Below are 19943 nucleotides of genomic sequence, written 5' to 3'. Positions count from 1 at the left end.
GCCGGCACGGCCGGGCGGACCGGGCCGACCCCGTCGGCCGGCCCCTCCGTGGGCACCACACCCACCGTCGAGGCCAACCCGTCCACGGCACCCTCGGCGGGCCCGACGACACCCGCGCCGAGCACGTCACCGTCCGGCTCCCCCAGCCCGGCACCGAGCGACGACGGCGGCCTGCTGGGCGGCCTCGGCCGGCTGCTCGACGGCATCCTCAACTGACCGATCCCGCATGCTCCGGGGCTCCGACCTGCGCCATGGTCGGAGCCCCGTGCGCTGTCAGGCCGGCCGGATACCCTCGCTGGAGTCAGGCCGCCCGGCTCCGACGGCGCAAGGAGGTCAGCGCGTGGCCCGCATCCGTCCCGCTCGCCGAGGCCGCGCCCCGGTGTCCCGGACCGTCAGCACCGACGCGCAGGGCCACACCACCGGCTGGGCCACCACCGGCCTCGGGACCGGAGTGGTGGACCGGCCCGACCCGACCGCGGCGGCGTTCTTCGACATCGACAACACGATGATGCAGGGCGCCTCCATCTACTGGTTCGCCCGCGGGCTGGCGGCCCGCAGATACTTCACGACCGGCGACCTGACCCGTTTCGCCTGGCAGCAGATGCGGTTCCGGGTGCTCGCCAGGGAGCACGCCGGCGACATGTCCCAGGCCCGGGAGGCGGCACTCGCCTTCGTCGAGGGTTGGCGGGTCGACGACATCGAACGCCTCACCGAGGAGATCTTCGACGAGCTGATGGCGCCCCGGATCTGGGCCGGCAGCCGGGCGCTCGCCGCCGCCCACCTGACCGCCGGGCAGCGGGTCTGGCTGGTCAGCGCCGCACCGGTCGAGATCGGCCGGGTCATCGCCCGACGACTCGGGCTCACCGGCGCGATCGGCACCGTCGCCGAGATCCGCGACGGCGCCTACACCGGACGGCTGGCCGGCGAACTCATGCACGGCCCGGCCAAGGCCGAGGCGGTCGGCCAGCTCGCGTCGGTCGAAGGGCTCGACCTGAGCCGGTGCACCGCCTACAGCGACTCGGCCAACGACATCCCGATGCTGTCGGCCGTCGGGCACGCGGCCGCCGTCAACCCGGACAGCGCGCTACGGGCGGAGGCCCGCACCCGCGGCTGGGAGATCCACGACTTCCGCACCGGACGCCGGGCCGCCCGGATCGCGATCCCGTCCACCGTCGCCGCCGGCCTGCTGATCGGCGCCGTCACCGCCGGCCGGGCGGTTCACCGCCGCTGGCGCGGCCGGTGACCCTCACCGCCGACCGCCCGGAGTCGGCCGTGTCCCCGTCCGCCCGCCCACCCGGCCGGCTACGGAGCACGGTCGGCCTGATGACCGCGCTGGGCGCGGCCGCACTGCTGCTCGCCCTACCCCCGGTCGACGACGGCGCGCCGGCCGGCGAGCGGATAAGGACCGTCGAGTCGCGATGGCCGGCGGCCCAGCGCGCCGACCTCGCCGCCACCCTGCCCGACGGGTCCGCCTACAGCCCGGTGCACTACCTCGACGTACGGTCCTCGCTGGGCACGGCGCCGACACCGGACGGCAGCGCGCTGCGCCTGATCACCCGGTCGGCCGACGGGACGACACGCGAACTGCGCCGGCTGCCGCTGGACCTGATCCCGCAGTTCACCGGCTTCACCGTCGCCGGTGGCCAGGTGGCCTGGGCCGAGACCGTCGCCGACGACGACGGGCTGGGCCGCACCGAAATGTGGACGGCGGCCGTCGACGCGGCCGCACCGGCCCGCCGGGTGACCGCCGACAGCGGCGACGTCGTCTTCTTCAACTCCCAGTACGACATGGTGATCGAGGCCGGGGTGCTGCACTGGGCGGCGGTCGCGCCGGGCGCCGAGGTCGCCACCGAACTGCGCTCCGCACCGCTGGCCGGCGGTCCGGTCCAGGTCCGCACCGAACCCGGCCCCTGGGCGATGTCCGCCCGACCGTGGCTGGTCAGCGCCGGCAGCGGCCAGAACGGCCCGGTACGCCTGCACAACCTGGCTACCGGGCAAGGGCTCGAGGTCGACGCCACCGCCGACGAGGTGGTCACGTGCAGTCCGGTGTGGTGCCGGATGCTGGTCCTGCCCGGTGCCGAGCCGGCCCGGATCGACCTCGTCCGCCCCGACGGCTCAGACCGCCGGCAGGTCGCCGGCGGGATGACGGCCGCCGCGGTCATCGACGTCGCCGTACTCGACCGGTTCGAGGTGTTGTCGCTGGCCGGGGCGCCCGACGTGGCCGTGGCCAGCCAGCGCCTGATGCTCTACGACGAACGCGACCGGCAGACCCTCGTGGTGGCCGAGGGCGTCGGCATGGTGCAGTGCCGCGACGGGATGCTGTGGTGGTCGACCGGCGACAACGAGACCGCCACCTGGCACTCGCTCGACCTGCGCTCCCTGACCTGACTGCCGGCCGCACCGGCCCGCCGGGTCCGGACGGGTCAGCGACCGAACGGGTCGGGGCGGCGTTCGAGCAGTTCGTGCAGGGTCTGCTGGATCGTCTCACGCACCTGGTCGGCGAGGTTGAAGACGACCAGCGGGTCGTCGGCGTGGTCGACCAGATGCTCGGTCGGGATCGGTGGGCAGAACTCGATCAGCCACTTGCTGGGCAGCGGCACCACGCCCAGCGGCCCCAGCCAGGGGAAGGTCGGCGTGACCGGGAAGTACGGCAGCTTGAGCAGCCGGGCCAGTGGCTTGATGTCGGCCAGCATCGGATAGATCTCCTCGGCGCCGACGATGGCGGCCGGGATGATCGGCGTACCGGTGCGCAGCGCCGCCGAGACGAAGCCGCCCCGGCCGAACCGCTGCAGCTTGTAGCGGTCGGCGTAGAGCTTGCCGACGCCCTTGAAGCCTTCGGGAAAGACCCCGACGAGTTCCCCGGCGCCCAGCAGCCGCTCGGCGTCGGGATTGCAGGCGACCGTGCTGCCGGCCTTGCGGGCCAACTCCGACAGCACCGGCATCCGGAAGACCAGGTCGGCGCCGAGCAGCCGCAGGTGGCGCCGCTCGGGGTGCTGGTCGTGCAGCGCGGCGGCGAGCATCAGCGCGTCGAGCGCGAGCGTGCCCGAGTGGTTGCCGACGACCAGGCCGGCGCCCTTGACCGGCAGGTTGTCGATGCCGGACACCTCGGTGCGGAACCAGTCGCGGTAGAGCACCCGCAGCACCCGGTGGAACACCTGGTCGGTCAGTTCGGCGTCGAAACCGAACTCGTCGACCTCGTACTGCCCGGCCAGCCGGCGCCGGAGGAAGGCGAGGCCGGCGGCGACCCGGCGGTCCCAGATGTCGTGCGGCTCGTCGACGATCGCCGGATCGACCGGCGGCGGTACGTGCCCGTTCTGGGCGGCCCGGTCGGCGACGCTCGGCTCTTCGCTGCTCATACGCGCTCCTCACCGGCCGGTTCCGCCACCGGACGGTCGGTGACCTCGCCGGGCGCCGGCTGGCCGGTCGTCACCGGCGGGTCGGCCCCTTCGGCGGGCGCCGCCCGGTCACCGCGCATCTCGGTACGCACCTGCCGGATCCCGTCGAGGATCGCCTGCTCGGCGACGGCGAGTTGGGCGGGGGTGACCACGGTGCCGCCGGTGTGCCCGAGGATGAAGTCCTCGAACGCCTCGGCGGTCGAGCGGGGGGTGAAGTCGTACTCCCGGATCAGCCGGCCGGTGTCGACGACCCGGCCGTGCACGAAGAGATCGAGCTGGTCCAGCCCGTAGCGGCCGAAGCCCATCAGCCGGGCGACGCTGGCCGCGCCGGACAGCCCTGGTTCGACGATCGGTACGGCGACCCGCCCGGCCCGCCGGATCGCCTGGGACAGGGCGAGCACCCCCGGCCCGGCGACGTTGAACGTGCCGCCGTGCGTCTCGACGACCGAGCGGTGCAGCACCTCCAGCGCGTCGTCGAAGTGCACGAACTGCAACCGCGGATCACGGCCGAGCACCGTCGGCACCAGCGGCTGGGCGAAGTAGCGGGTCAGCGTGGTGTCGGCGGTCGAGCCGATGAACGGCGCGAACCGCAGCACGGTCGCCGTGACGTCGGAACGTCGCCGCCGGAAGCCGCGTACGTATCCCTCGATGTCGAGGATGTCGCGGGCGAAGCCGCCCCGGGGCACCTGGCGCGGCTCGGTGTCCTCGGTGAAGACCGCCGGATCACGGAACGACGCGCCGTACGCGGCCGTGGACGAGCGCACGACGAGCTTGCGCAGGCGCGGCGCCCGCTGGCAGGCGGCGAGCAGCTGCATCGTGCCGATGACGTTCTGCTCTTTCATGCCCGCCCGGCCACCGTGCTGCGGGTCGGGGGCCGTCACCAGGGAGAGATGCACGACAGCTTCGGCGTCGAGGTCGGCGATGACGCTGCCCACCGTGCCGGCGTCGGCGCGTACGTGCTCGACCGTGCCGGTGACCGGAACGACGCCCGGAGCGGGGTCGTGGACGTCGAGGCCGACGACCCGCCCGATCCGTGGATCGTCGGCGAGCCGGGCCGCGACATGGGCGCCGAGATACCGGCTGGTGCCGGTGACCACGACGACCTTCGGAGACCGGGCGTCGGTCACGACGCCCACCCGACCGGTGGGCACGGCTCGGGAGGACACTGCCGCGACCTCTCCATCCGGGCCTCCGAAGGTCGACCGATCAACGCGGGCCGGGCCGGAGCCCGGCCGCGGTCACTTGCCGAGGCGGCGACGCTGGACGCGGGTCTTGCGCAGCAGCTTGCGGTGCTTCTTCTTAGCCATGCGCTTGCGGCGCTTCTTGACCACCGAGCCCATACGACAGCCCTTCCAAAAAACGTGCGGGTCGGTCCGGACGTCACGGGGACGTGATGCCGGCATCCGATCTGGACAGCGAACCGGCCCAGGCCGGTGGGTGACGCGGCCATCTGGACGGGCTCCGGATGTGGAGCCGTCCGGATGCGTTCCGCGCATGCCGGCACCTGACTGGGGTCACGGTCGCGGTCCAGGGTAGCCCGCACGGCTGTGCAGGGCCAACGCGACCCCATGGACGGCGGTCGCGGCATGGTCGGCCGACCCCCGGCGTACGCCGTTACGCCGACTCCCGGAAGGCGCCCCGGAGGTATTCGTGCACCGCGTGCTCGGGCACCCGGAACGACCGGCCGACCCGTACGGCGGCCAGTTCGCCGGAGTGCACCAGCCGGTAGACCGTCATCTTGGATACCCGCATGAGCGTCGCCACCTCGGCGACGGTCAGGAACTTGACCTCCGACAGCCGGCCGTCCTGTGGTGATCCCGCCATGGCTCACCAACCCATCCATCCCCGGCGCGTGTCGCCCGGTGGGGTCCTTCCGCGCCGGGGCGACAACGCGCGTGTTACCAGTACGGTAGCGAGACGACTGTGACAGCGGGCGCCATTCGCCCATTTCGCCCAGGTCAGTCAAGTCGCCACGCCGGTCGCATCGACATTCACCCGTCGGTGCGTCCTCTCGCGTCCGGACGCCGACGCAGGACCTGACCGGGCGGCGCCCGGCGGCTCCGGCGGCGCCACCGGAGCCACCGGACGGGTGCCCCGGGCCGCTTCCGGACGCGGCCGGGACTCCGCGCTGGGAGCGGGATCCACTATCTCAGGCCGGGCCGCCACGGACACAGCCGCCGGGCCGGGGACGCGGCGAAACAGGCGATCGTGGTCGGCCCGGCCGCATCGGTCAGCCGACCGCGCTCCGGATGTAGGCCACGCAGGCGTCATGCAGGCCGGTCCAGGACGCCGCCAGGACCTCCTCCGACGCGTCCTCGACCGACTTCCCGTCGACCACCACCGCCCGGTAGAAGGCGAGCATCCGCTCCTCGCCGAACCGGTCGACGAGGTGGCGTACGGCCAGGTAACCGATCCCGTACCGGGCGCTGACCTCCCAGGCCTCGGCCGTCGGGCGCGGCTCGGTGTCCGCCAGCCGCCCGCTCCAGGACCCCTGGGCCACCAACCGCCGGACCTCGTCCAGGCTGCTGTAGCGGCTCACCGGGCGGCCGGCGGCCGCGGCATAGTCGGCCAGTCCCTCGACCAGCCACCACTGGCCGCCGTCGGTGTGCCCGCCGCCGGGCAGCGACGCGGCGTGCGTCAACTCGTGCCGCAGCAGGTCGTCGAGCACGCTGCTGTGCAGGTCCTTGGCGTTGAGCACGACCTCGTAGTGGTCACCGCCGACCGGCACCACGTACCCGGCCGTCCATTCCGGACGGCCACCGCCGTACCAGCGGTTCCACTCCGGGTCGCCGGCGTAGAAGATCCGGTAGCGGTCGGGCGGGGTGCCTCCGGCGGCGAACCGGTCGGCGACCGCCGCCGCCCGTTCGGCCTCGCCGAGCAGTTCGGGGAGCCGGGACCGCAGGTCGGGGGTGGTCGCCACGACGGTCCGCGCGCCGACCTGCACGACGAGTTCGCTGACCTCCCACGGCCGGGGACCGTTCGCCTGGTTCGGCTCGATCGCGACCATCGCCAGGCGGCCGTCCGCGTCGATCCACCGGGTGCTCAGGTCGACCGGCCCGGTGCGGCACTGCGGTACGACGAAGCAGTGCTCGACGGTGACCGGCACCCGCCATTCGACCCGGCCGTCCTCCTCCAGCCGCATCGGCAGGCTGGCGACGGCCGGGCGCCAGGTGGTCACCTGCATCGCCCGCAGCGCCGCGAACCGCCGCTTCAGGTCGGCCACGACCGGCTCGGCGGTCTGGTCGGCGACCGCGAGCCAACCCGCCTCGTCGCCGCGCAGCAGCGCACCGGCCTGCTGGTCGAGCAGCGCGCCGATCCGCTGGCGCAGCCACGCCTGGGTCGTCGCCAGCGGGTCGCCGGGCTCCGGGCTGGAAGCCGGGCCGGACGAGGGCGCACCGGCGGCCGGCGACCGGTCCAGCGCCCGTACGCCGAGCACCACCGTCGCGGAGCACAGGAGCAGGACGAGGACCAGGCCGAGCCCCGCCCACAGTGGCCACCGGCGGCGCGGGCTCGGGTCGTACGGGGGTGGCATCGGCGCAGCACCGGTCGGGCCCCCGTACGGAGGTGGCACCGGCCCGCCGCCGAAGGGTGGAGCGGGCCGGACGCCGCCGGGGGCCGGTGGCGGACCACCGGCCGGCACCGGTGGGCCACCCGTCGGAGCCGGCGGCGTACGCTCCCCGTCGATCACGGGCGGACGGTACGGTGCGCCACCCGGAAGCGGGATCGGCCGTTCAGTCGAGTTGCCGGCCGGATCGGCAGCACGTCGCGGCTACTTCTTCGACACCAGCGCGCGGGCGAAGAACGCCATGTTGGCCGGGCGCTCGGCGAGCCGGCGCATCAGGTAGCCGTACCACTCGTCGCCGTACGGCACGTAGACGCGGACCGTGTAGCCGTCGGCGCTCAGCCGGGCCTGCTCCTCCGGCCGGATGCCGTAGAGGAGCTGGAACTCGAAGGTGTCGGGCGAGCGGTCGAACCAGCGGGCCCGGTCCTCGGCGATCGCGATCAGTCGCGGGTCGTGGGTGGCGAGCATCGGATAGCCCTGGCCGGACATCAGGATGTTCATGCACCGCACGTAGGACTTGTCGACGTCGTTCGCCGCCTGGTAGGCCACCGACTCGGGCTCCTTGTAGGCGCCCTTGCACAGCCGTACCCGGGATCCGGCCGACGCCAGCTCGCGGCAGTCCGACTCGGTACGGCGCAGGTAGGCCTGGAGCACCGCACCGGTGGTCGGGAAGTCGGCCCGCAGCTTGGCGAGGATCTCCAGCGTGGAGTCGGTGGTGGTGTGGTCCTCCATGTCGAGGGTCACCGTCGTGCCGGCCTCGCTCGCGGCGGCGCAGATCGCCCGCGCGTTGTCGTAGGCGAACTTCTCGTCGAACTTCTGCCCGATGGCCGAGAGCTTGAGACTCACCTCCGCCGCCGGGGTGAGTTCGGCCGCCGAAAGGGCCGCCAGCAACGACAGGTACTCGTCGCGGACGGCGACGGCCTGTTCCGCGGTGACGGTGTCCTCGCCGAGATGGTCGAGAGTCACCGACAGCCCGTTCGTCACCAACTCTTGGCTGGCACGAAGGGCGTCGTCAGTTGCGGTGCCGGCGACGAACCGGCGGACGACATCCCGAGTGAACGGTGCCGTCTCGACGAGCCGCTCCACCCGGGATGACCGGGAGGCGGCGAGGATGACCGAACGGAGCATGACGGCAGCGTAGCGCCCGCGATCGGAGGTGGCTGCCGCGACCAGGCAGGATAGCTGTCCGAGCCGACTTGCGTCGATGCGTTACAACAGACGCGTGCACAAGACACCCCGCCGCCGTCTGCGGTCGGCCAGCGTCCAGTTGGGGGCCCTGACCGCACTCGCGCTGACGCTGACCGCCTGTGACTCCGACGATGACGACGACTGCGCGATGGGCCCGGTCGGTGGCGGTGGCGCGGTGGCGATGGCGTTGCAGAACCCGGTCTCGAAGACCGCCGGTGGCGAGCAGCGCGGCACCGCGGCCGTGCCGGAGCGCGGCGGGTTCGGCACCCATCTCGCCTCCTGCGGCGGCTGACGGTGCGCCGGGAGGCGTCGACCCCCCGGCCGGACTGGGACGCGACCGTACGCGCCCAGGGCCTGGTCTACATCGACACCGAACTGCCCGACGGCGGCCTGATGTCGTACTGGGACGAGACGGCCTGCTACCGGCTGGATCTCGACGAGGTGCTGCGGCTGGAGGAGGCGACCGAGGAGCTGCACCGGATGGCGGTCGCGGCGGCGCGGCACGTCGTCGACCGTCGGCGCTACGCCGAGTTCGGCATCCCGGAGTGGGCGGCCGACGCGGTCGCCCGGTCGCTGCGGGAACAGCCGCCGACCCTGTACGGCCGCTTCGACCTCTGGTACGACGGCTCCTGGCCGCCGAAGCTGCTGGAATACAACGCGGACACCCCGACGGCGCTGGTCGAGGCGGCGATCACCCAGTGGTACTGGCTGGAGGACACCCGCGCCGAGCACGACCAGTGGAACGGCATCCACGAGGCGCTGGTCGGCGCGTGGCGGCGGATCGGCGCCGACCTGCACGACCCGCTGCTGCACGTCGCCTGGTCCGACGAGGAGGAGACCGGCGAGGACCACATGACGGCCGGCTACCTGGCCGAGACGGCGCACCAGGCCGGGCTGCTGACCGAACTGATCCCGATGCGGGAGATCGGCTGGGACGGGCGACGCTTCCGCGACGCCGCCGACACCCCGGTCAACACCTGCTTCAAGCTCTATCCGTGGGAGTGGATGCTCGCCGAGCCGTACGGCCCGCTGGCCCTCGAACCGGGGACCCCGACGACCTGGATCGAGCCGGCATGGAAGCTCCTGCTGTCGAACAAGGCGCTGCTGGCGGTGCTGTGGGAGCTCTACCCCGGGCATCCCTACCTGCTGCCCGCCTACCTCGACTCGCCCCGCTCGATGACCGAGTACGTCGTCAAGCCGCTGCTCGGCCGGGAGGGCGCGTCGGTACGGATCGTCACGCCGGCCGAAGAGATCACGAATCCGGGCATCTACGGCGACGAGGGCTGGTGCTACCAGGAATTCCGGGCACTGCCGTCGTTCGACGGCAACCGACTGGTCCTCGGGAGCTGGGTCGTAGGGGACGAATCGGTCGGGGCCGGGCTGCGGGAGAGCACCAGTCTCATCACCGACGGCTACGCGCGGTTCCTGCCCCACTACGTGTCCACGCCGAAGGGTGCGTGAGTCGTCTACGGTTGTCGAGTGAATTTCGACGCGTACGCCAGGACCGCGGTTGACCTCGTCAACACGTCGCTGGACGGCGTAGACGACCTGAGATCGTTGTTCACCGACGAAAACGTGTGGATGCGCGACGAGGTGGCCGAACGCGACCTGGCCACCTTCCGACGCGCCCAGAAGCGGCTTCGGGACGTGTTCGAATACGGCACGACCGGGCGCGACGGTGAGGCGGTCGTCGAACTCAACGGGCTGCTCGAGGCGTTTCCGGTGCAGCCGCGCATCTCCGGCCACGACTCCAGCGACTGGCACATGCACGCGAGCAGCCGGGGTGCGTCGGTGAGCGCGGAATACCTGGCCGGGGCGGTCTGGGGCCTTTCGGTGTGGTTGTGCGAGTACGGCAGCGCCCGGTTCGGGGTCTGCGCCGACGACCGGTGCGGCAACGTCTACCTGGACACGTCGTCGAACTGCTGCCGGCGGTTCTGCTCCGAACGGTGCGCGACCCGTTCACACGTCGCCGCCCACCGGGCCCGCAAGCGGGCGGCGGTCGAGGAGAAGCAGCTCAGCGCGGTGAGCTGACCGGTCAGGCGTCGACCCGGGTCGCCGCCGGTGTCGACGGGTTGCCGCTGGTCAGGTGCTGCCGGGCGAACTCGAGCGAGGCACGCAGGTCGGCCTCGCGGATCGCCCTGCTCTTGGCGCCCCGGGTCGCCACCTCGACGGCGACCGAGCCGGTGAAGCCGCGCCCGGCCAGCGACGCCAGCAGCGGCCCGCACGGCTGGTTGCCCCGGCCCGGCACGAGGTGCTCGTCGCGGCCCTCACCGGTGCCGTCACCGAGGTGCACGTGGGCGAGGTTGGCGCCCATCGCGTCGGCCATCCGCAGGGCGTCGGTGTGTGACGCGGCGCAGTGCGACAGGTCGAGGGTGTAGGAGTCGTATCCGGTGTCGGTCGGGTCCCAGCCCGGCTGGTAGGGGACGAACTCCCGGCCCGCCATCCGTACCGGATACATGTTCTCGACGGCGAACCGGACGTCCGGGTGCTTGGTGACCAGGCGACTCAGGCCGGCGGTGAACGTACGGGCGTATTCGCGCTGCCAGGTGAACGGTGGGTGCACGACGACGGTCGGCGCCCCGAGGGTCTCGGCGAGCACGGCCGCCCGCCGCAGCCGCTCCCACGGGTCGGGGCTCCAGACCCGCTGGGTGACCAGCAGGCAGGGGGCGTGGACGGAGAGGACCGGCACCCCGTAGTGGGCGGCCAGGCCGCGCAGCGCGCCGGCGTCCTGGCTGACCGCGTCGGTCCAGACCATCACCTCGACACCGTCGTAGCCGAGCGACGCGGCCAACTCGAACGCCGCGGCGGTCGGCTCGGGGAAGACCGAGGAACTGGACAGGAGCACGGGAACACGGGAGGTCACGGTTGCCAGGGTAGCTCCAAGAAGCCCACCGGCCACGGACAAGCAGCCGCAAATCGGCCTTAACCTACCGCCTCACGCCGTGCCCAGGTGGTCGAGATGACGCAGGATCACACCCTCGCGCAGCGCCCACGGACAGATGTCCAGCGCCTCGACGCCCAGCCGGCGCATCGTGGCCTCGGCCACCACCGCCCCGGCCAGCAACTGGTGTGCCCGGCTGGCGCTGACCCCCTCCAGTTCGGACAGTTTGCCGGGCGGGATGTGCCGGATGAAGCCGATCACCTGCCGCAGGCCGGTCAGCGGCAGCCGGCGCGGCGCCCACAGCCCGGCCGCGGACGGCGCCGCCCCGGTCAGCCGGGCCAGCGTGCGAAACGTCTTCGAGGTGGCGACCGGCCGCTCCCAGCCGACCCCGCCGAGACGCGCCACGACCGGGTCGAGCGCGGAATCGACGTACTCCCTGAGGTCCTCGACGGCCTGGGCCGGTGGCGGGGCGGGCGTGCCGGGATCGATCCCGAGCCACTCCCGGGTCAGCCGGCCGGCGCCCAACGGCAGCGACATCGCCTGGTCCGGCTCCTCGTCGATACCGGCCGCGAGTTCCAGCGAGCCGCCACCGATGTCCAGCACCAGCAGCCGGCCGGCCGACCAGCCGAACCAGCGCCGTACGGCGAGGAAGGTCATCCGGGCCTCGTCGGCACCGGAGAGCACCCGCAGGTCGACGCCGGTCTCCTGGCGTACCCGGTCCAGGACCGTCACCGAGTTCGTGGCGTCGCGGACCGCGGACGTGGCGAAGGCGAGCAGTTCGTCGGCGCCCAGCCGGAGCGCGGCCGCCCGCGCGTCGGCGGTGGCGGCGACCAGCGCGTCCTCACCGGCCCGGGTGAGCGCGCCGTCGGGGCCGATCTGCTCCGCCAGTCGCAGCACGGCCTTCTCCGAGTACGCCGGCCACGGATGTGCGCCCCGGTGCGCGTCCACCACCAGCAGATGCACGGTGTTGGATCCGACGTCGAGCACACCCAGTCGCATGGACAAAGACATTAGGCCCCTGATGTGCGGTGCCGGCCGGTCGGCCGGTCACACCGGGCGTACGCTGGCCGGATGGCAACCCGAAAACTGCTGCGTGTCCTGGTCGACGAACCCGCTGACCCGCGCAGCCTGGAAGTCGGGCTCGACTTCCCCCGGGAGTGGGTGGAGTTCTTCGACCCGGCCGATCCCAAGCACCTCGTGCGGGCCGACCTGACCTGGCTGCTGTCCCGCTGGACGTGTGTGTTCGGCAAGGCCTGCCACGGCATCATCGCCGGCCGGGAGGCCGACGGCTGCTGCTCGCACGGTGCGTTCTTCACCGACTCCGATGACGAGAAGCGGGTCCGGAAAGCCGCGAAGCGGCTCTCTCCGCAGACTTGGCAGCATTATCGGCGTGGGTTCGACAACTACACCGAGATGGACACCGTCGACGGCGAGAATCCGGCCCGGCGCACCGCCACCCAGGGCGACGAGGGTCCGTGCGTCTTCCACAACGACGCCGAGTTCCCCGGGGGCGGCGGTTGCGCGCTGCATGCCCAGGCGCTGCGCGACGGCGTACACCCGCTGGAGTACAAGCCGGACGTGTGCTGGCAACTGCCGGTCCGCCGGGACCACGAATGGACCAAGCGACCGGACGGTTCCCGGGTGCTGGTGTCGACGCTGACCGAATTCGACCGGCGCGGCTGGGGCGCGGGCGGCCACGACCTCGACTGGTGGTGCACGTCGTCGCCGGAGGCGCACGTGGGCACCGAGCCGATGTACGTCTCCTACCAGCCGGAACTCACCGCGTTGATCGGATCGGCGGCATACACGAAACTGGCCGAACTGTGCGCGGCCCGGCTCGCGCACGGGATGGTGGCACCGCACCCGGCGTCGCCGGCCGGCGACACGGCCCCGTCGGCGGGAGCGCTGCCGTCGGCGGACGCATCGACGCGGACGGCCTGAGCAGTTCGTAACGGCCTGAGCAGGTTATAGACGGGCGACTATCAGTTAACTACCTTAACGGTAGTCGTCACAGCCGGGCGACGGTCCCTCGCCGACGGAGGACCCGGTGCGCAGATCCGTCCCGTCCCACCGCCTCGCCGTGGCCGGCGGTCTCGCCGCCGCCGTGGTCACCCTCGCGGCCCTGGTCGCGCCCACCGCCTGGGCCGCCACCGCGCGACTCACCGCCGCGTTCGTCCAGACCTCAACCTGGAGCACCGGCTACGGCGCCGACTACGTGATCACCAATACCGGTGACGCCACCGCCACCGGCTGGACCGTCGAGTTCGACCTGCCGGCCGGCTCGACCGTGACCAGCAGTTGGAGTTCGGTACGCACCCAGACCGGCCAGCGCTACCGCTTCACCAACACCACCTGGAACGGCACCGTCGCACCCGGCACGCAGCGGTCCTTCGGCTTCAACGTCACCGGACTGGGCACACCGGTCAACTGCACGGTCAACGGCAACCCGTGCGGCGGCGGCACCCCGTCCCCCACGCCCACCCCGTCCCGCACGCCCACGCCGAGCCCCACACCGACGCCCACCGCGCCGGCCGGCCCGGTCATCGACGTCGCCACCGGCGCCCAGCTACGGACCGCTCTGGCGAACGCCCAGCCCGGCCAGACCATCCGGCTCGCCACCGGCACCTACCGCGGCGCCTTCCTGGCCAACCGGCCCGGCACCGCCACCGCCCGCATCACCCTGACCGGGCCACGCACCGCGGTCCTGATCAACGACGGCCCCACCGGCAGCGGCCCCTCCTGCCCCGCGCCGACCGCCGGCTGGGACCCCGGGTACGGCCTCTGGCTGTTCGACGCGCCGTACTGGAACCTGACCGGCTTCACCGTCACCGAATCCAAGAAGGGGATCGTGCTGGACAACTCCGGACACGTCACCATCACCGGGGTGCACGTACACCACGTCGACGACGAGGGCGTGCACTTCCGCCGCTCGTCCGCCGACGGCGTCATCCGCGACTCGGTCATCGAGCACACCGGCCTGGTCCAGCCCGGCTACGGCGAAGGCGTCTACATCGGATCGGCGCAGTCCAACTTCGGCTGCCACGGCAACAGCGGCGGCATCGACCGGTCCGACCGGGTCCAGGTGCTGAACAACCGGATCGGGCCGTACGTCACCGCCGAACACATCGACGCCAAGGAGGGCACCGAGGGTGGCGTCGTACGCGGCAACACCTTCGACGGGCGCGGCATCTCCGGACAGAACTCCGCCGACTCGTGGGTCGACGCCAAGGGCAACGGCTACCTCTTCGAGAACAACACCGGCACGTACGCCCCGCCCGGCACCTTCGCCAACGGCTACCAGACCCACCACCTGCTCGACGGCTACGGCTGCGGCAACGTCTGGCGCGGCAACCGGTCCGACCTGGGTGGCGTGGGCGGCTACGCGATCCGGGTGACCTCGACGTCGAAGTGCCCCGGCAACCTCAATCGGGTGTACGCCGACAACACCGTCACCAACGCCACGATCGGCCTGACCAACATCGCCGTCACGCCGTGAGTGCCAGGCGACGTGGCGGTCAGCCGGCAGCCCTTTGTCGATCTGAGCGTCAGGGACCTTATCCGGGGTCGGAAAGGTCTCTGGTGCTCAGATCGACGGCCGGCAGCGGCCGGTCACGGCTCGAACTTGTAGCCCAGGCCGCGGACGGTGACGATGTAGCGGGGTGCGGACGGTTCCGGCTCGACCTTGGAGCGCAGCCGCTTGACGTGCACGTCGAGGGTCTTGGTGTCGCCGACGTAGTCGGCACCCCACACCCGGTCGATCAACTGGCCGCGGGTCAGCACCCGGCCGGCGTTGCGCAGCAGCAGCTCCAGCAGCTCGAACTCCTTGAGCGGCAACTGCACGGCCGCGCCGTCGACGGTCACCACGTGGCGTTCGATGTCCATCCGCACCGGGCCGGCGGACAGCGTCGGGGTCGACACGTCGGTGCTCTCCGGGCTGTGCCGGCGCAGCACGGCCCGGACCCGGGCGACCAGTTCACGCGGCGAGTACGGCTTGGTCACGTAGTCGTCGGCACCGATCTCCAGGCCGACGACCTTGTCGATCTCGCTGTCCCGGGCGGTGACCATGATGATCGGCACGTGCGACCGCTGCCGCAGCTGGCGGCACACCTCGGTGCCGGACATCTCGGGCAGCATCAGGTCGAGGAGCACGATGTCCGCGCCGGTGCGGTCGAACTCGGTCAGCGCGGTGGGGCCGGTCGCGGCGACCGACACCTCGAATCCCTCTTTGCGCAGCATGTAGGACAGGGCGTCGGAGAACGACTCCTCGTCCTCGACCACGAGTACGCGGGCCACGGGACTTTCCTTTCCTGGTCGTCAGGCCTGCCGGAGCTCGGCCGGACCGTTGTCGATCTCGAGCGATGGTGGTAGCGGAAGGGCCGCGTCGGGTGGGCTCGACGGTAGCCGCAGCGTGAACGTCGACCCTCCTCCCAGCGTGCTCGCCACGTCGACCCGACCACCATGGTTGCTCGCGATGTGCTTCACGATGGCCAGCCCGAGGCCGGTGCCGCCGGTGGCGCGGGAGCGGGCCTGGTCGGCCCGGTAGAACCGCTCGAAGATCCGTTCGACCTCGTGCGGGGCGATACCGACGCCCTGGTCACTTACGGCCAGTTCGACGTATCCGTCGGAGCGGCCGAGGGTGATGGTGACCCGGGTCCGCTCGCCGGAGTAGGCGATGGCGTTTTCCACCAGGTTCGACAGCGCCGTCGCCACCTGGGTGTCGCTGCCGTAGACGGTCAGCCGGCGGTCGCCCTCGACCGCCACCTCGATGTGCCGGGCGGCGGCGGCCGTCCGGGTACGGTCGATCACCTCGGCCACGACCCATTCGATGGCGACCGGCTCCGGCGCGGGCAGCGGCTCGGCGCCCTGCAGGCGGGTGAGTTCGAGCAGTTCGTTGACGAGCCGGCCGAGCCGGGTCGACTCGTGGTGGATGCGCTCGGCGAACCGGCGGGCGGCGGCGACGTCCTCGACGATGTCCTGCGCGTCGGCGGACTCCGCGGCCTCGGTCGCGTCCAGCAGCGCCTCGGAGAGCAACTGGAGGGCGCCGATCGGCGTCTTCAGCTCGTGGCTGACGTTGGCGACGAAGTCCCGCCGTACCCGGCTGACGCGGTGCGCCTCGGTGACGTCGGAGGCTTCGACGGCGACGTAGTTGGTGCCGAGCCCGACCGCGCGCAGGTGCACGCCGAGCGGCTCCTGGGCGCCCTCCCGGCCCCTTGGCAGGTCGAGTTCGACCTCCCGGCGTACGCCGGTGCGGCGTACCTGGCCGGCGAGGGTGCGGATGATCGGGTGGGCGGCGACGGTGCCCTGCGACGGTCCGACCCGCAGCAGTCCCATCGCCCGGGCGGCCGGGTTGACCAGGACCGGTACGTCGTCGACGTCGAGCACGACCACGCCGACGCGCAGCGAATCGAGACTCTTGCGGCCGAGCCCGGTCAGGGCGGCCTGCTGGTCGGTGCTGATCTGAGCCCTCCCCAGGGTCGACCGGCCCGGTCGGCCGGGCCGGCGGGAAGTCCGGTGGCGTATCCAGGCGCGTTGGACAATCGGCAGTACGGTGAGTCCGGCCACCATGCCGGCCACCGCTGCGCCGGCAATACTGGCCACGACCACCCAATCCACGAGGCGATCGTAGGGTCACTGTTAACCTTTTGACCTCGCATAACGGGACGAATCACAGCCGCGTCGGAGAATATTCACTGTCCCGCCCGGCGTCGTTCACCGCTGTTCACTCCGTCGCCGCCGCGTTCACCTACGGTTGGCCCGGCCCACCCGACGGCCGCCACGCACACCCGCGCGGCCGGCCCCGACGCACAGGGACGTGATCATGCGCGAGGAGTTCCGCGCCGACCTGCACACCGTCAGCCAACTGCTGGTGGACATGGCAGAGGCCGTACGCGCCGCCATGCGTAACGCCACCCGGGCACTGCTGACGGCCGACCGGACCGCGGCGGAGGCGGTGATCGCCCGGGATGCCGAGATCGACAGCCTCTACGCGCAGGTCGAGGCCAGGGTCTCCGACCTGCTCGCCCGGCAGGCCCCGGTCGCCACCGACCTGCGTACGGTGGTCACCGCGCTGCACGTCGCCGCCGACCTGGAGCGGATGGGTGACCTCGCGGACCACGTGGCGAAGACGGCGCTGCGCCGGCACCCGTCGCCGGCGGTGCCCGCCGAGCTGCGGCCGATCTTCGTGTCGATGGCCGAGGTGGCCGACCGGATCGCCGACAAGATCGCCACCGTGCTGTCGAAGCCCGACGCCGAGCAGGCCGCCGAGTTGGAGCGCGACGACGACGTCATGGACCAGCTGCACCGCAACCTGTTCAGCACGCTGCTCGACGACGCGTGGCCGTACGGGGTGGAGACCGCGATCGACGGCGCGCTGCTCGGCCGGTTCTACGAGCGGTACGCCGACCACGCGGTCAACGCCGGCCGGCAGGTGCACTACCTGGTCACCGGAGAACACCCCTACTGATCCGGGCCGACCACCTACGGCCCGGGACATAGAGCGGCGGGCGGTGCCACCGGCACCGCCCGCCGTTGTTCGGGCTGCTCAGCGGCCCTGGTTCGCCACCGCCGCGGCGGCTTCCTTGGCCGCCTCGGGGTCGAGGTAGCTGCCGCCGGCGGTGACCGGGCGCAGCTGCGGGTCGAGGTCGTAGCGCAGCGGGATGCCGGTCGGGATGTTGAGCTTGGCGATCGCCTCGTCGGAGATCCCGTCGAGGTGCTTGACCAGCCCGCGCAGCGAGTTGCCGTGGGCCGCGACCAGCACCGTACGGCCGGCGAGCAGGTCCGGCACGATCGAGTCGTACCAGTACGGCAGCATCCGCTCCACGACGTCCTTCAGGCACTCGGTGCGCGGCGCCAGCTCCGGCGGCAGGGTGAAGTAGCGCGGGTCGTCGGTCTGCGACCACTCGCTGTCCGGCTCGATCGGCGGCGGCGGGGTGTCGTATGAGCGCCGCCAGATGGTGAACTGCTCCTCGCCGTACGCCTCCAGGGTTTCCTTCTTGTTCTTGCCCTGGAGCGCGCCGTAGTGCCGCTCGTTGAGGCGCCACGAGCGGCGCACCGCGATCCAGTGCCGGTCGGCGGCGTGCAGCGCCAGCTCGGCGGTGCGGATGGCGCGGCGCAGCACGCTGGTGTGCACCACGTCGGGCAGCAGGTCATGATCGCGCAGCAGCTCGCCGCCGCGCCGGGCCTCCGCCTCACCCTTGGCGTTCAGGTCGACGTCGACCCAACCGGTGAAGAGGTTCTTGGCGTTCCACTCGCTCTCGCCGTGCCGCAGCAGCACCAACGTCCCCACAGTCATGAATCTCATCCTGCCGTAGCCGCCGGACGCCGGTGCCCCGACCCGGTGGTGACGACCACCACGTGGAAATGCCGCTGACCCGGGACACCGGCCGGCACTAGGTTGTGTAAGGCACCGCACGGGACGCGGTCATTACGGTACGAATGAACGGGGCGGCGGCGTGCGGAGCGTACGAGGTTGGGTGCGGGACACCGCCGGCGGGCTGCCCCGGACTTTCTGGTACCTGTGGGCCGGCACGCTGATCAACCGCCTCGGATCCTTCGTCCTGATCTTCCTCGCGGTCTACCTGACCAGCGAACGCGGCTTCTCCGAGTTGCAGGCCGGCGTCGTGCTCGGCCTCTGGGGCGCCGGCGGCACGGTCGGCACCCTCGCCGGCGGCACCCTCGCCGACCGGTGGGGACGCCGGCCCACGCTGCTCACCGCACATCTCGGCGCCGCGACGATGATGCTGGGCCTCGGCCTCGCCCGCGAACTGTGGGCGATCGCCGTCGGGGCGTTCCTGCTCGGCATGTTCGCCGAGGCGGCCCGGCCGGCGTTCTCCGCGATGATGGTCGACGTGGTGCCGGAGCGGGACCGGCTGCGCGCCTTCTCGCTCAACTACTGGGCCCTCAACCTCGGCTTCGCCTGCGCCGCGATCCTCGCCGGCTTCGCCGCACAGGCCGACTACCTGCTGCTCTTCGTCGTCAACGCGGTCACCACGACGGCGACCGCGGTGATCATCTTCCGCAAGGTCCGCGAGTCGGCGCCGGCCCGGACCGCCGTGAAACTCACCGGTACGCCGGCGGCACCCGGCGGGCTGCGTACCGCCCTGACCGACCGGGTGTTCCTCGTCTTCGCGGGGCTGAACCTGCTGCTGGCGCTGATCTTCATGCAGCACATCTCGATGCTGCCGATCGCCATGGGCCAGGACGGACTGTCCCCGGCGACGTACGGCTCGGTGATCGCCCTCAACGGGGTGCTGATCGTGGTCGGGCAACTCTTCGTGCCGCGCCTGATCCGGGGCCGGAGCCGGTCCCACGTGCTCGCCCTGGCCGCCCTGATCACCGGCATCGGGTTCGGACTCACCGCGTTCGCCGAGGTCGCCTGGTTCTACGCGCTCACCGTGCTGATCTGGACGCTCGGCGAAATGCTCAACTCCCCGTCCAACTCCACGCTGATCGCCGAACTGTCGCCGAGTACGCTGCGCGGCCGGTACGCCGGCGTCTTCTCGCTGTCCTGGTCGCTCGCGTCGTTCGCCGCCCCGATCGCCGGTGGCTGGGTCCAGCAGAACCTGGGCAACTCGGTGCTGTGGCTCGGCTGCGGCGCGCTCGCCGGCTTCGTCGCGATCGCCCAACTGCTCTCCGGACCGGCCCGCGAACGGCGGGCCGCCGCCCTGCGCGCCGCGTCGGCGCCGGCCGCGCAGCCGGACACCCCGGCCGCGTCGTCGACCGGTACGCCCGACGACGCGGCACCGGCCACCGAGCCGCTGGTGGCACCGCTGCCACCGGCCCAGGTCACCGCGGCGGCGATCACGCCGACCAGGAAGGGCGTCAGCACCACCGGGTGACGAGCGACACGCTGGCGCACCGGGTCACCACTTCCTAACGTCTACACGACCGACTGGAAACAAACCTTCCCGGAGGGCGC

General features: G+C 72.1%; 19 protein-coding genes and 1 pseudogene. 9 read left to right on the top strand and 11 right to left on the bottom strand.

Translation table 11 applies throughout. The features are described 5' to 3' along the window. Nucleotides 1–340 precede the first annotated feature (340 nt). On the top strand, nucleotides 341–1243 hold the full coding sequence (locus tag AB0I42_RS09115; protein ID WP_357535598.1) for an HAD-IB family hydrolase: 903 nt from the start codon (nucleotides 341–343) through the stop codon (nucleotides 1241–1243). Then, the gene (locus tag AB0I42_RS09110; protein ID WP_357535596.1) at nucleotides 1240–2388 is read left to right on the top strand and encodes a hypothetical protein; all 1149 of its coding nucleotides are present in this window, start codon (nucleotides 1240–1242) and stop codon (nucleotides 2386–2388) included. Before AB0I42_RS09115 ends, AB0I42_RS09110 begins: the two co-directional genes overlap by 4 nt. 35 nt (nucleotides 2389–2423) lie before the next feature. Here the strand turns inward: AB0I42_RS09110 and AB0I42_RS09105 are convergent, their stop codons facing one another. The 6 genes and pseudogenes from AB0I42_RS09105 to AB0I42_RS09080 form a co-directional block, all read right to left on the bottom strand. Beyond that, the gene (locus AB0I42_RS09105; protein WP_357535594.1) at nucleotides 2424–3356 is read right to left on the bottom strand and encodes a lysophospholipid acyltransferase family protein; all 933 of its coding nucleotides are present in this window, start codon (nucleotides 3354–3356) and stop codon (nucleotides 2424–2426) included. Nucleotides 3357–3478: 122 nt separating this feature from the next. Beyond that, nucleotides 3479–4522: pseudogene (locus AB0I42_RS09100) on the bottom strand (NAD-dependent epimerase/dehydratase family protein); the annotation flags it as partial. Nucleotides 4523–4633: 111 nt separating this feature from the next. After that, the gene (locus AB0I42_RS09095) at nucleotides 4634–4735 is read right to left on the bottom strand and encodes an AURKAIP1/COX24 domain-containing protein (protein WP_007465623.1); all 102 of its coding nucleotides are present in this window, start codon (nucleotides 4733–4735) and stop codon (nucleotides 4634–4636) included. Between the two features lie 274 nt (nucleotides 4736–5009). Continuing rightward, a complete protein-coding gene (locus tag AB0I42_RS09090) occupies nucleotides 5010–5219 on the bottom strand; it encodes a helix-turn-helix domain-containing protein (RefSeq protein ID WP_357535592.1) in 210 nt (69 codons plus the stop codon). Nucleotides 5220–5625: 406 nt separating this feature from the next. Continuing rightward, nucleotides 5626–6927 carry a hypothetical protein gene (locus tag AB0I42_RS09085; protein WP_357535590.1) on the bottom strand — a complete coding sequence of 434 codons (1302 nt, stop codon included), beginning with the start codon at nucleotides 6925–6927 and terminating at the stop codon, nucleotides 5626–5628. A gap of 237 nt (nucleotides 6928–7164) precedes the next feature. Continuing rightward, nucleotides 7165–8085 (bottom strand): proline dehydrogenase family protein, encoded by a 921-nt coding sequence (locus AB0I42_RS09080; RefSeq protein ID WP_357535588.1) that lies wholly within the window; start codon nucleotides 8083–8085, stop codon nucleotides 7165–7167. Nucleotides 8086–8179: 94 nt separating this feature from the next. On the opposite strand from AB0I42_RS09080, the gene AB0I42_RS09075 reads away from it, so the two are divergent. The 3 genes from AB0I42_RS09075 to AB0I42_RS09065 are packed head-to-tail and all read left to right on the top strand — an operon-like array spanning nucleotide 8180 to nucleotide 10176. Beyond that, the gene (locus tag AB0I42_RS09075; protein WP_357535586.1) at nucleotides 8180–8437 is read left to right on the top strand and encodes a hypothetical protein; all 258 of its coding nucleotides are present in this window, start codon (nucleotides 8180–8182) and stop codon (nucleotides 8435–8437) included. Nucleotides 8438–8439: 2 nt separating this feature from the next. Continuing rightward, complete coding sequence (locus tag AB0I42_RS09070) at nucleotides 8440–9606, top strand: glutathionylspermidine synthase family protein (RefSeq protein WP_357535585.1); 1167 nt, start codon at nucleotides 8440–8442, stop codon at nucleotides 9604–9606. Nucleotides 9607–9624: 18 nt separating this feature from the next. Continuing rightward, complete coding sequence (locus tag AB0I42_RS09065; RefSeq protein WP_357535583.1) at nucleotides 9625–10176, top strand: CGNR zinc finger domain-containing protein; 552 nt, start codon at nucleotides 9625–9627, stop codon at nucleotides 10174–10176. Between the two features lie 4 nt (nucleotides 10177–10180). On the opposite strand, the gene AB0I42_RS09060 is transcribed toward AB0I42_RS09065, so the two are convergent. Both AB0I42_RS09060 and AB0I42_RS09055 read right to left on the bottom strand, forming a co-directional pair. Next, entirely contained in the window at nucleotides 10181–11008 is an 828-nt protein-coding gene (locus AB0I42_RS09060) for a sugar phosphate isomerase/epimerase (protein WP_357535581.1), read from the bottom strand. A 72-nt stretch (nucleotides 11009–11080) separates the two neighbouring features. Further along, nucleotides 11081–12025 (bottom strand): Ppx/GppA phosphatase family protein, encoded by a 945-nt coding sequence (locus AB0I42_RS09055; protein WP_357535579.1) that lies wholly within the window; start codon nucleotides 12023–12025, stop codon nucleotides 11081–11083. 72 nt (nucleotides 12026–12097) lie between these two features. Here AB0I42_RS09055 and AB0I42_RS09050 point away from each other — a divergent pair, with 72 nt between their 5' ends. Then, a complete protein-coding gene (locus tag AB0I42_RS09050; protein WP_357535577.1) occupies nucleotides 12098–12967 on the top strand; it encodes a hypothetical protein in 870 nt (289 codons plus the stop codon). Nucleotides 12968–13073: 106 nt separating this feature from the next. After that, nucleotides 13074–14522, top strand: a complete 1449-nt coding sequence (locus tag AB0I42_RS09045) for a cellulose binding domain-containing protein (RefSeq protein WP_357535575.1) — start codon at nucleotides 13074–13076, stop codon at nucleotides 14520–14522. Nucleotides 14523–14635: 113 nt separating this feature from the next. Here the strand turns inward: AB0I42_RS09045 and AB0I42_RS09040 are convergent, their stop codons facing one another. Continuing rightward, a complete protein-coding gene (locus AB0I42_RS09040; RefSeq protein WP_357535574.1) occupies nucleotides 14636–15319 on the bottom strand; it encodes a response regulator transcription factor in 684 nt (227 codons plus the stop codon). 21 nt (nucleotides 15320–15340) lie between these two features. Further along, on the bottom strand, nucleotides 15341–16630 hold the full coding sequence (locus AB0I42_RS09035) for an ATP-binding protein (protein WP_357535689.1): 1290 nt from the start codon (nucleotides 16628–16630) through the stop codon (nucleotides 15341–15343). A 214-nt stretch (nucleotides 16631–16844) separates the two neighbouring features. On the opposite strand from AB0I42_RS09035, the gene phoU reads away from it, so the two are divergent. Next, nucleotides 16845–17489 (top strand): phosphate signaling complex protein PhoU, encoded by a 645-nt coding sequence (gene phoU / locus AB0I42_RS09030; RefSeq protein ID WP_357535572.1) that lies wholly within the window; start codon nucleotides 16845–16847, stop codon nucleotides 17487–17489. A 78-nt stretch (nucleotides 17490–17567) separates the two neighbouring features. Here phoU and AB0I42_RS09025 read toward each other — a convergent pair whose 3' ends face one another. Further along, entirely contained in the window at nucleotides 17568–18326 is a 759-nt protein-coding gene (locus AB0I42_RS09025) for a phosphoglyceromutase (protein WP_357535570.1), read from the bottom strand. A 151-nt stretch (nucleotides 18327–18477) separates the two neighbouring features. Between AB0I42_RS09025 and AB0I42_RS09020 the strand changes: the two genes are divergently transcribed. Next, nucleotides 18478–19863 (top strand): MFS transporter, encoded by a 1386-nt coding sequence (locus AB0I42_RS09020; protein WP_357535568.1) that lies wholly within the window; start codon nucleotides 18478–18480, stop codon nucleotides 19861–19863. Nucleotides 19864–19943: the final 80 nt, after the last annotated feature.

The sequence above is a fragment of the Polymorphospora sp. NPDC050346 genome (assembly GCF_040655695.1).
GTDB classification, from domain to species: domain Bacteria; phylum Actinomycetota; class Actinomycetes; order Mycobacteriales; family Micromonosporaceae; genus Polymorphospora; species Polymorphospora lycopeni.
The sequence above is the reverse complement of the archived record's forward strand: the minus strand, read 5'-3'. Positions and strand labels throughout refer to the sequence as shown.

What these genes read in the sequence shown, in the direction of transcription:
- AB0I42_RS09105 (WP_357535594.1), bottom strand. Translation starts at nt 3,356, where the DNA reads ATGAGCAGCGAAGAGCCGAGCGTCGCCGACCGGGCCGCCCAGAACGGG.
- AB0I42_RS09095 (WP_007465623.1), bottom strand. Translation starts at nt 4,735, where the DNA reads ATGGGCTCGGTGGTCAAGAAGCGCCGCAAGCGCATGGCTAAGAAGAAG.
- AB0I42_RS09090 (WP_357535592.1), bottom strand. Translation starts at nt 5,219, where the DNA reads ATGGCGGGATCACCACAGGACGGCCGGCTGTCGGAGGTCAAGTTCCTG.
- AB0I42_RS09085 (WP_357535590.1), bottom strand. Translation starts at nt 6,927, where the DNA reads ATGCCACCCCCGTACGACCCGAGCCCGCGCCGCCGGTGGCCACTGTGG.
- AB0I42_RS09080 (WP_357535588.1), bottom strand. Translation starts at nt 8,085, where the DNA reads ATGCTCCGTTCGGTCATCCTCGCCGCCTCCCGGTCATCCCGGGTGGAG.
- AB0I42_RS09055 (WP_357535579.1), bottom strand. Translation starts at nt 12,025, where the DNA reads ATGCGACTGGGTGTGCTCGACGTCGGATCCAACACCGTGCATCTGCTG.
- AB0I42_RS09050 (WP_357535577.1), top strand. Translation starts at nt 12,098, where the DNA reads ATGGCAACCCGAAAACTGCTGCGTGTCCTGGTCGACGAACCCGCTGAC.
- phoU (WP_357535572.1), top strand. Translation starts at nt 16,845, where the DNA reads ATGCGCGAGGAGTTCCGCGCCGACCTGCACACCGTCAGCCAACTGCTG.
- AB0I42_RS09025 (WP_357535570.1), bottom strand. Translation starts at nt 18,326, where the DNA reads ATGAGATTCATGACTGTGGGGACGTTGGTGCTGCTGCGGCACGGCGAG.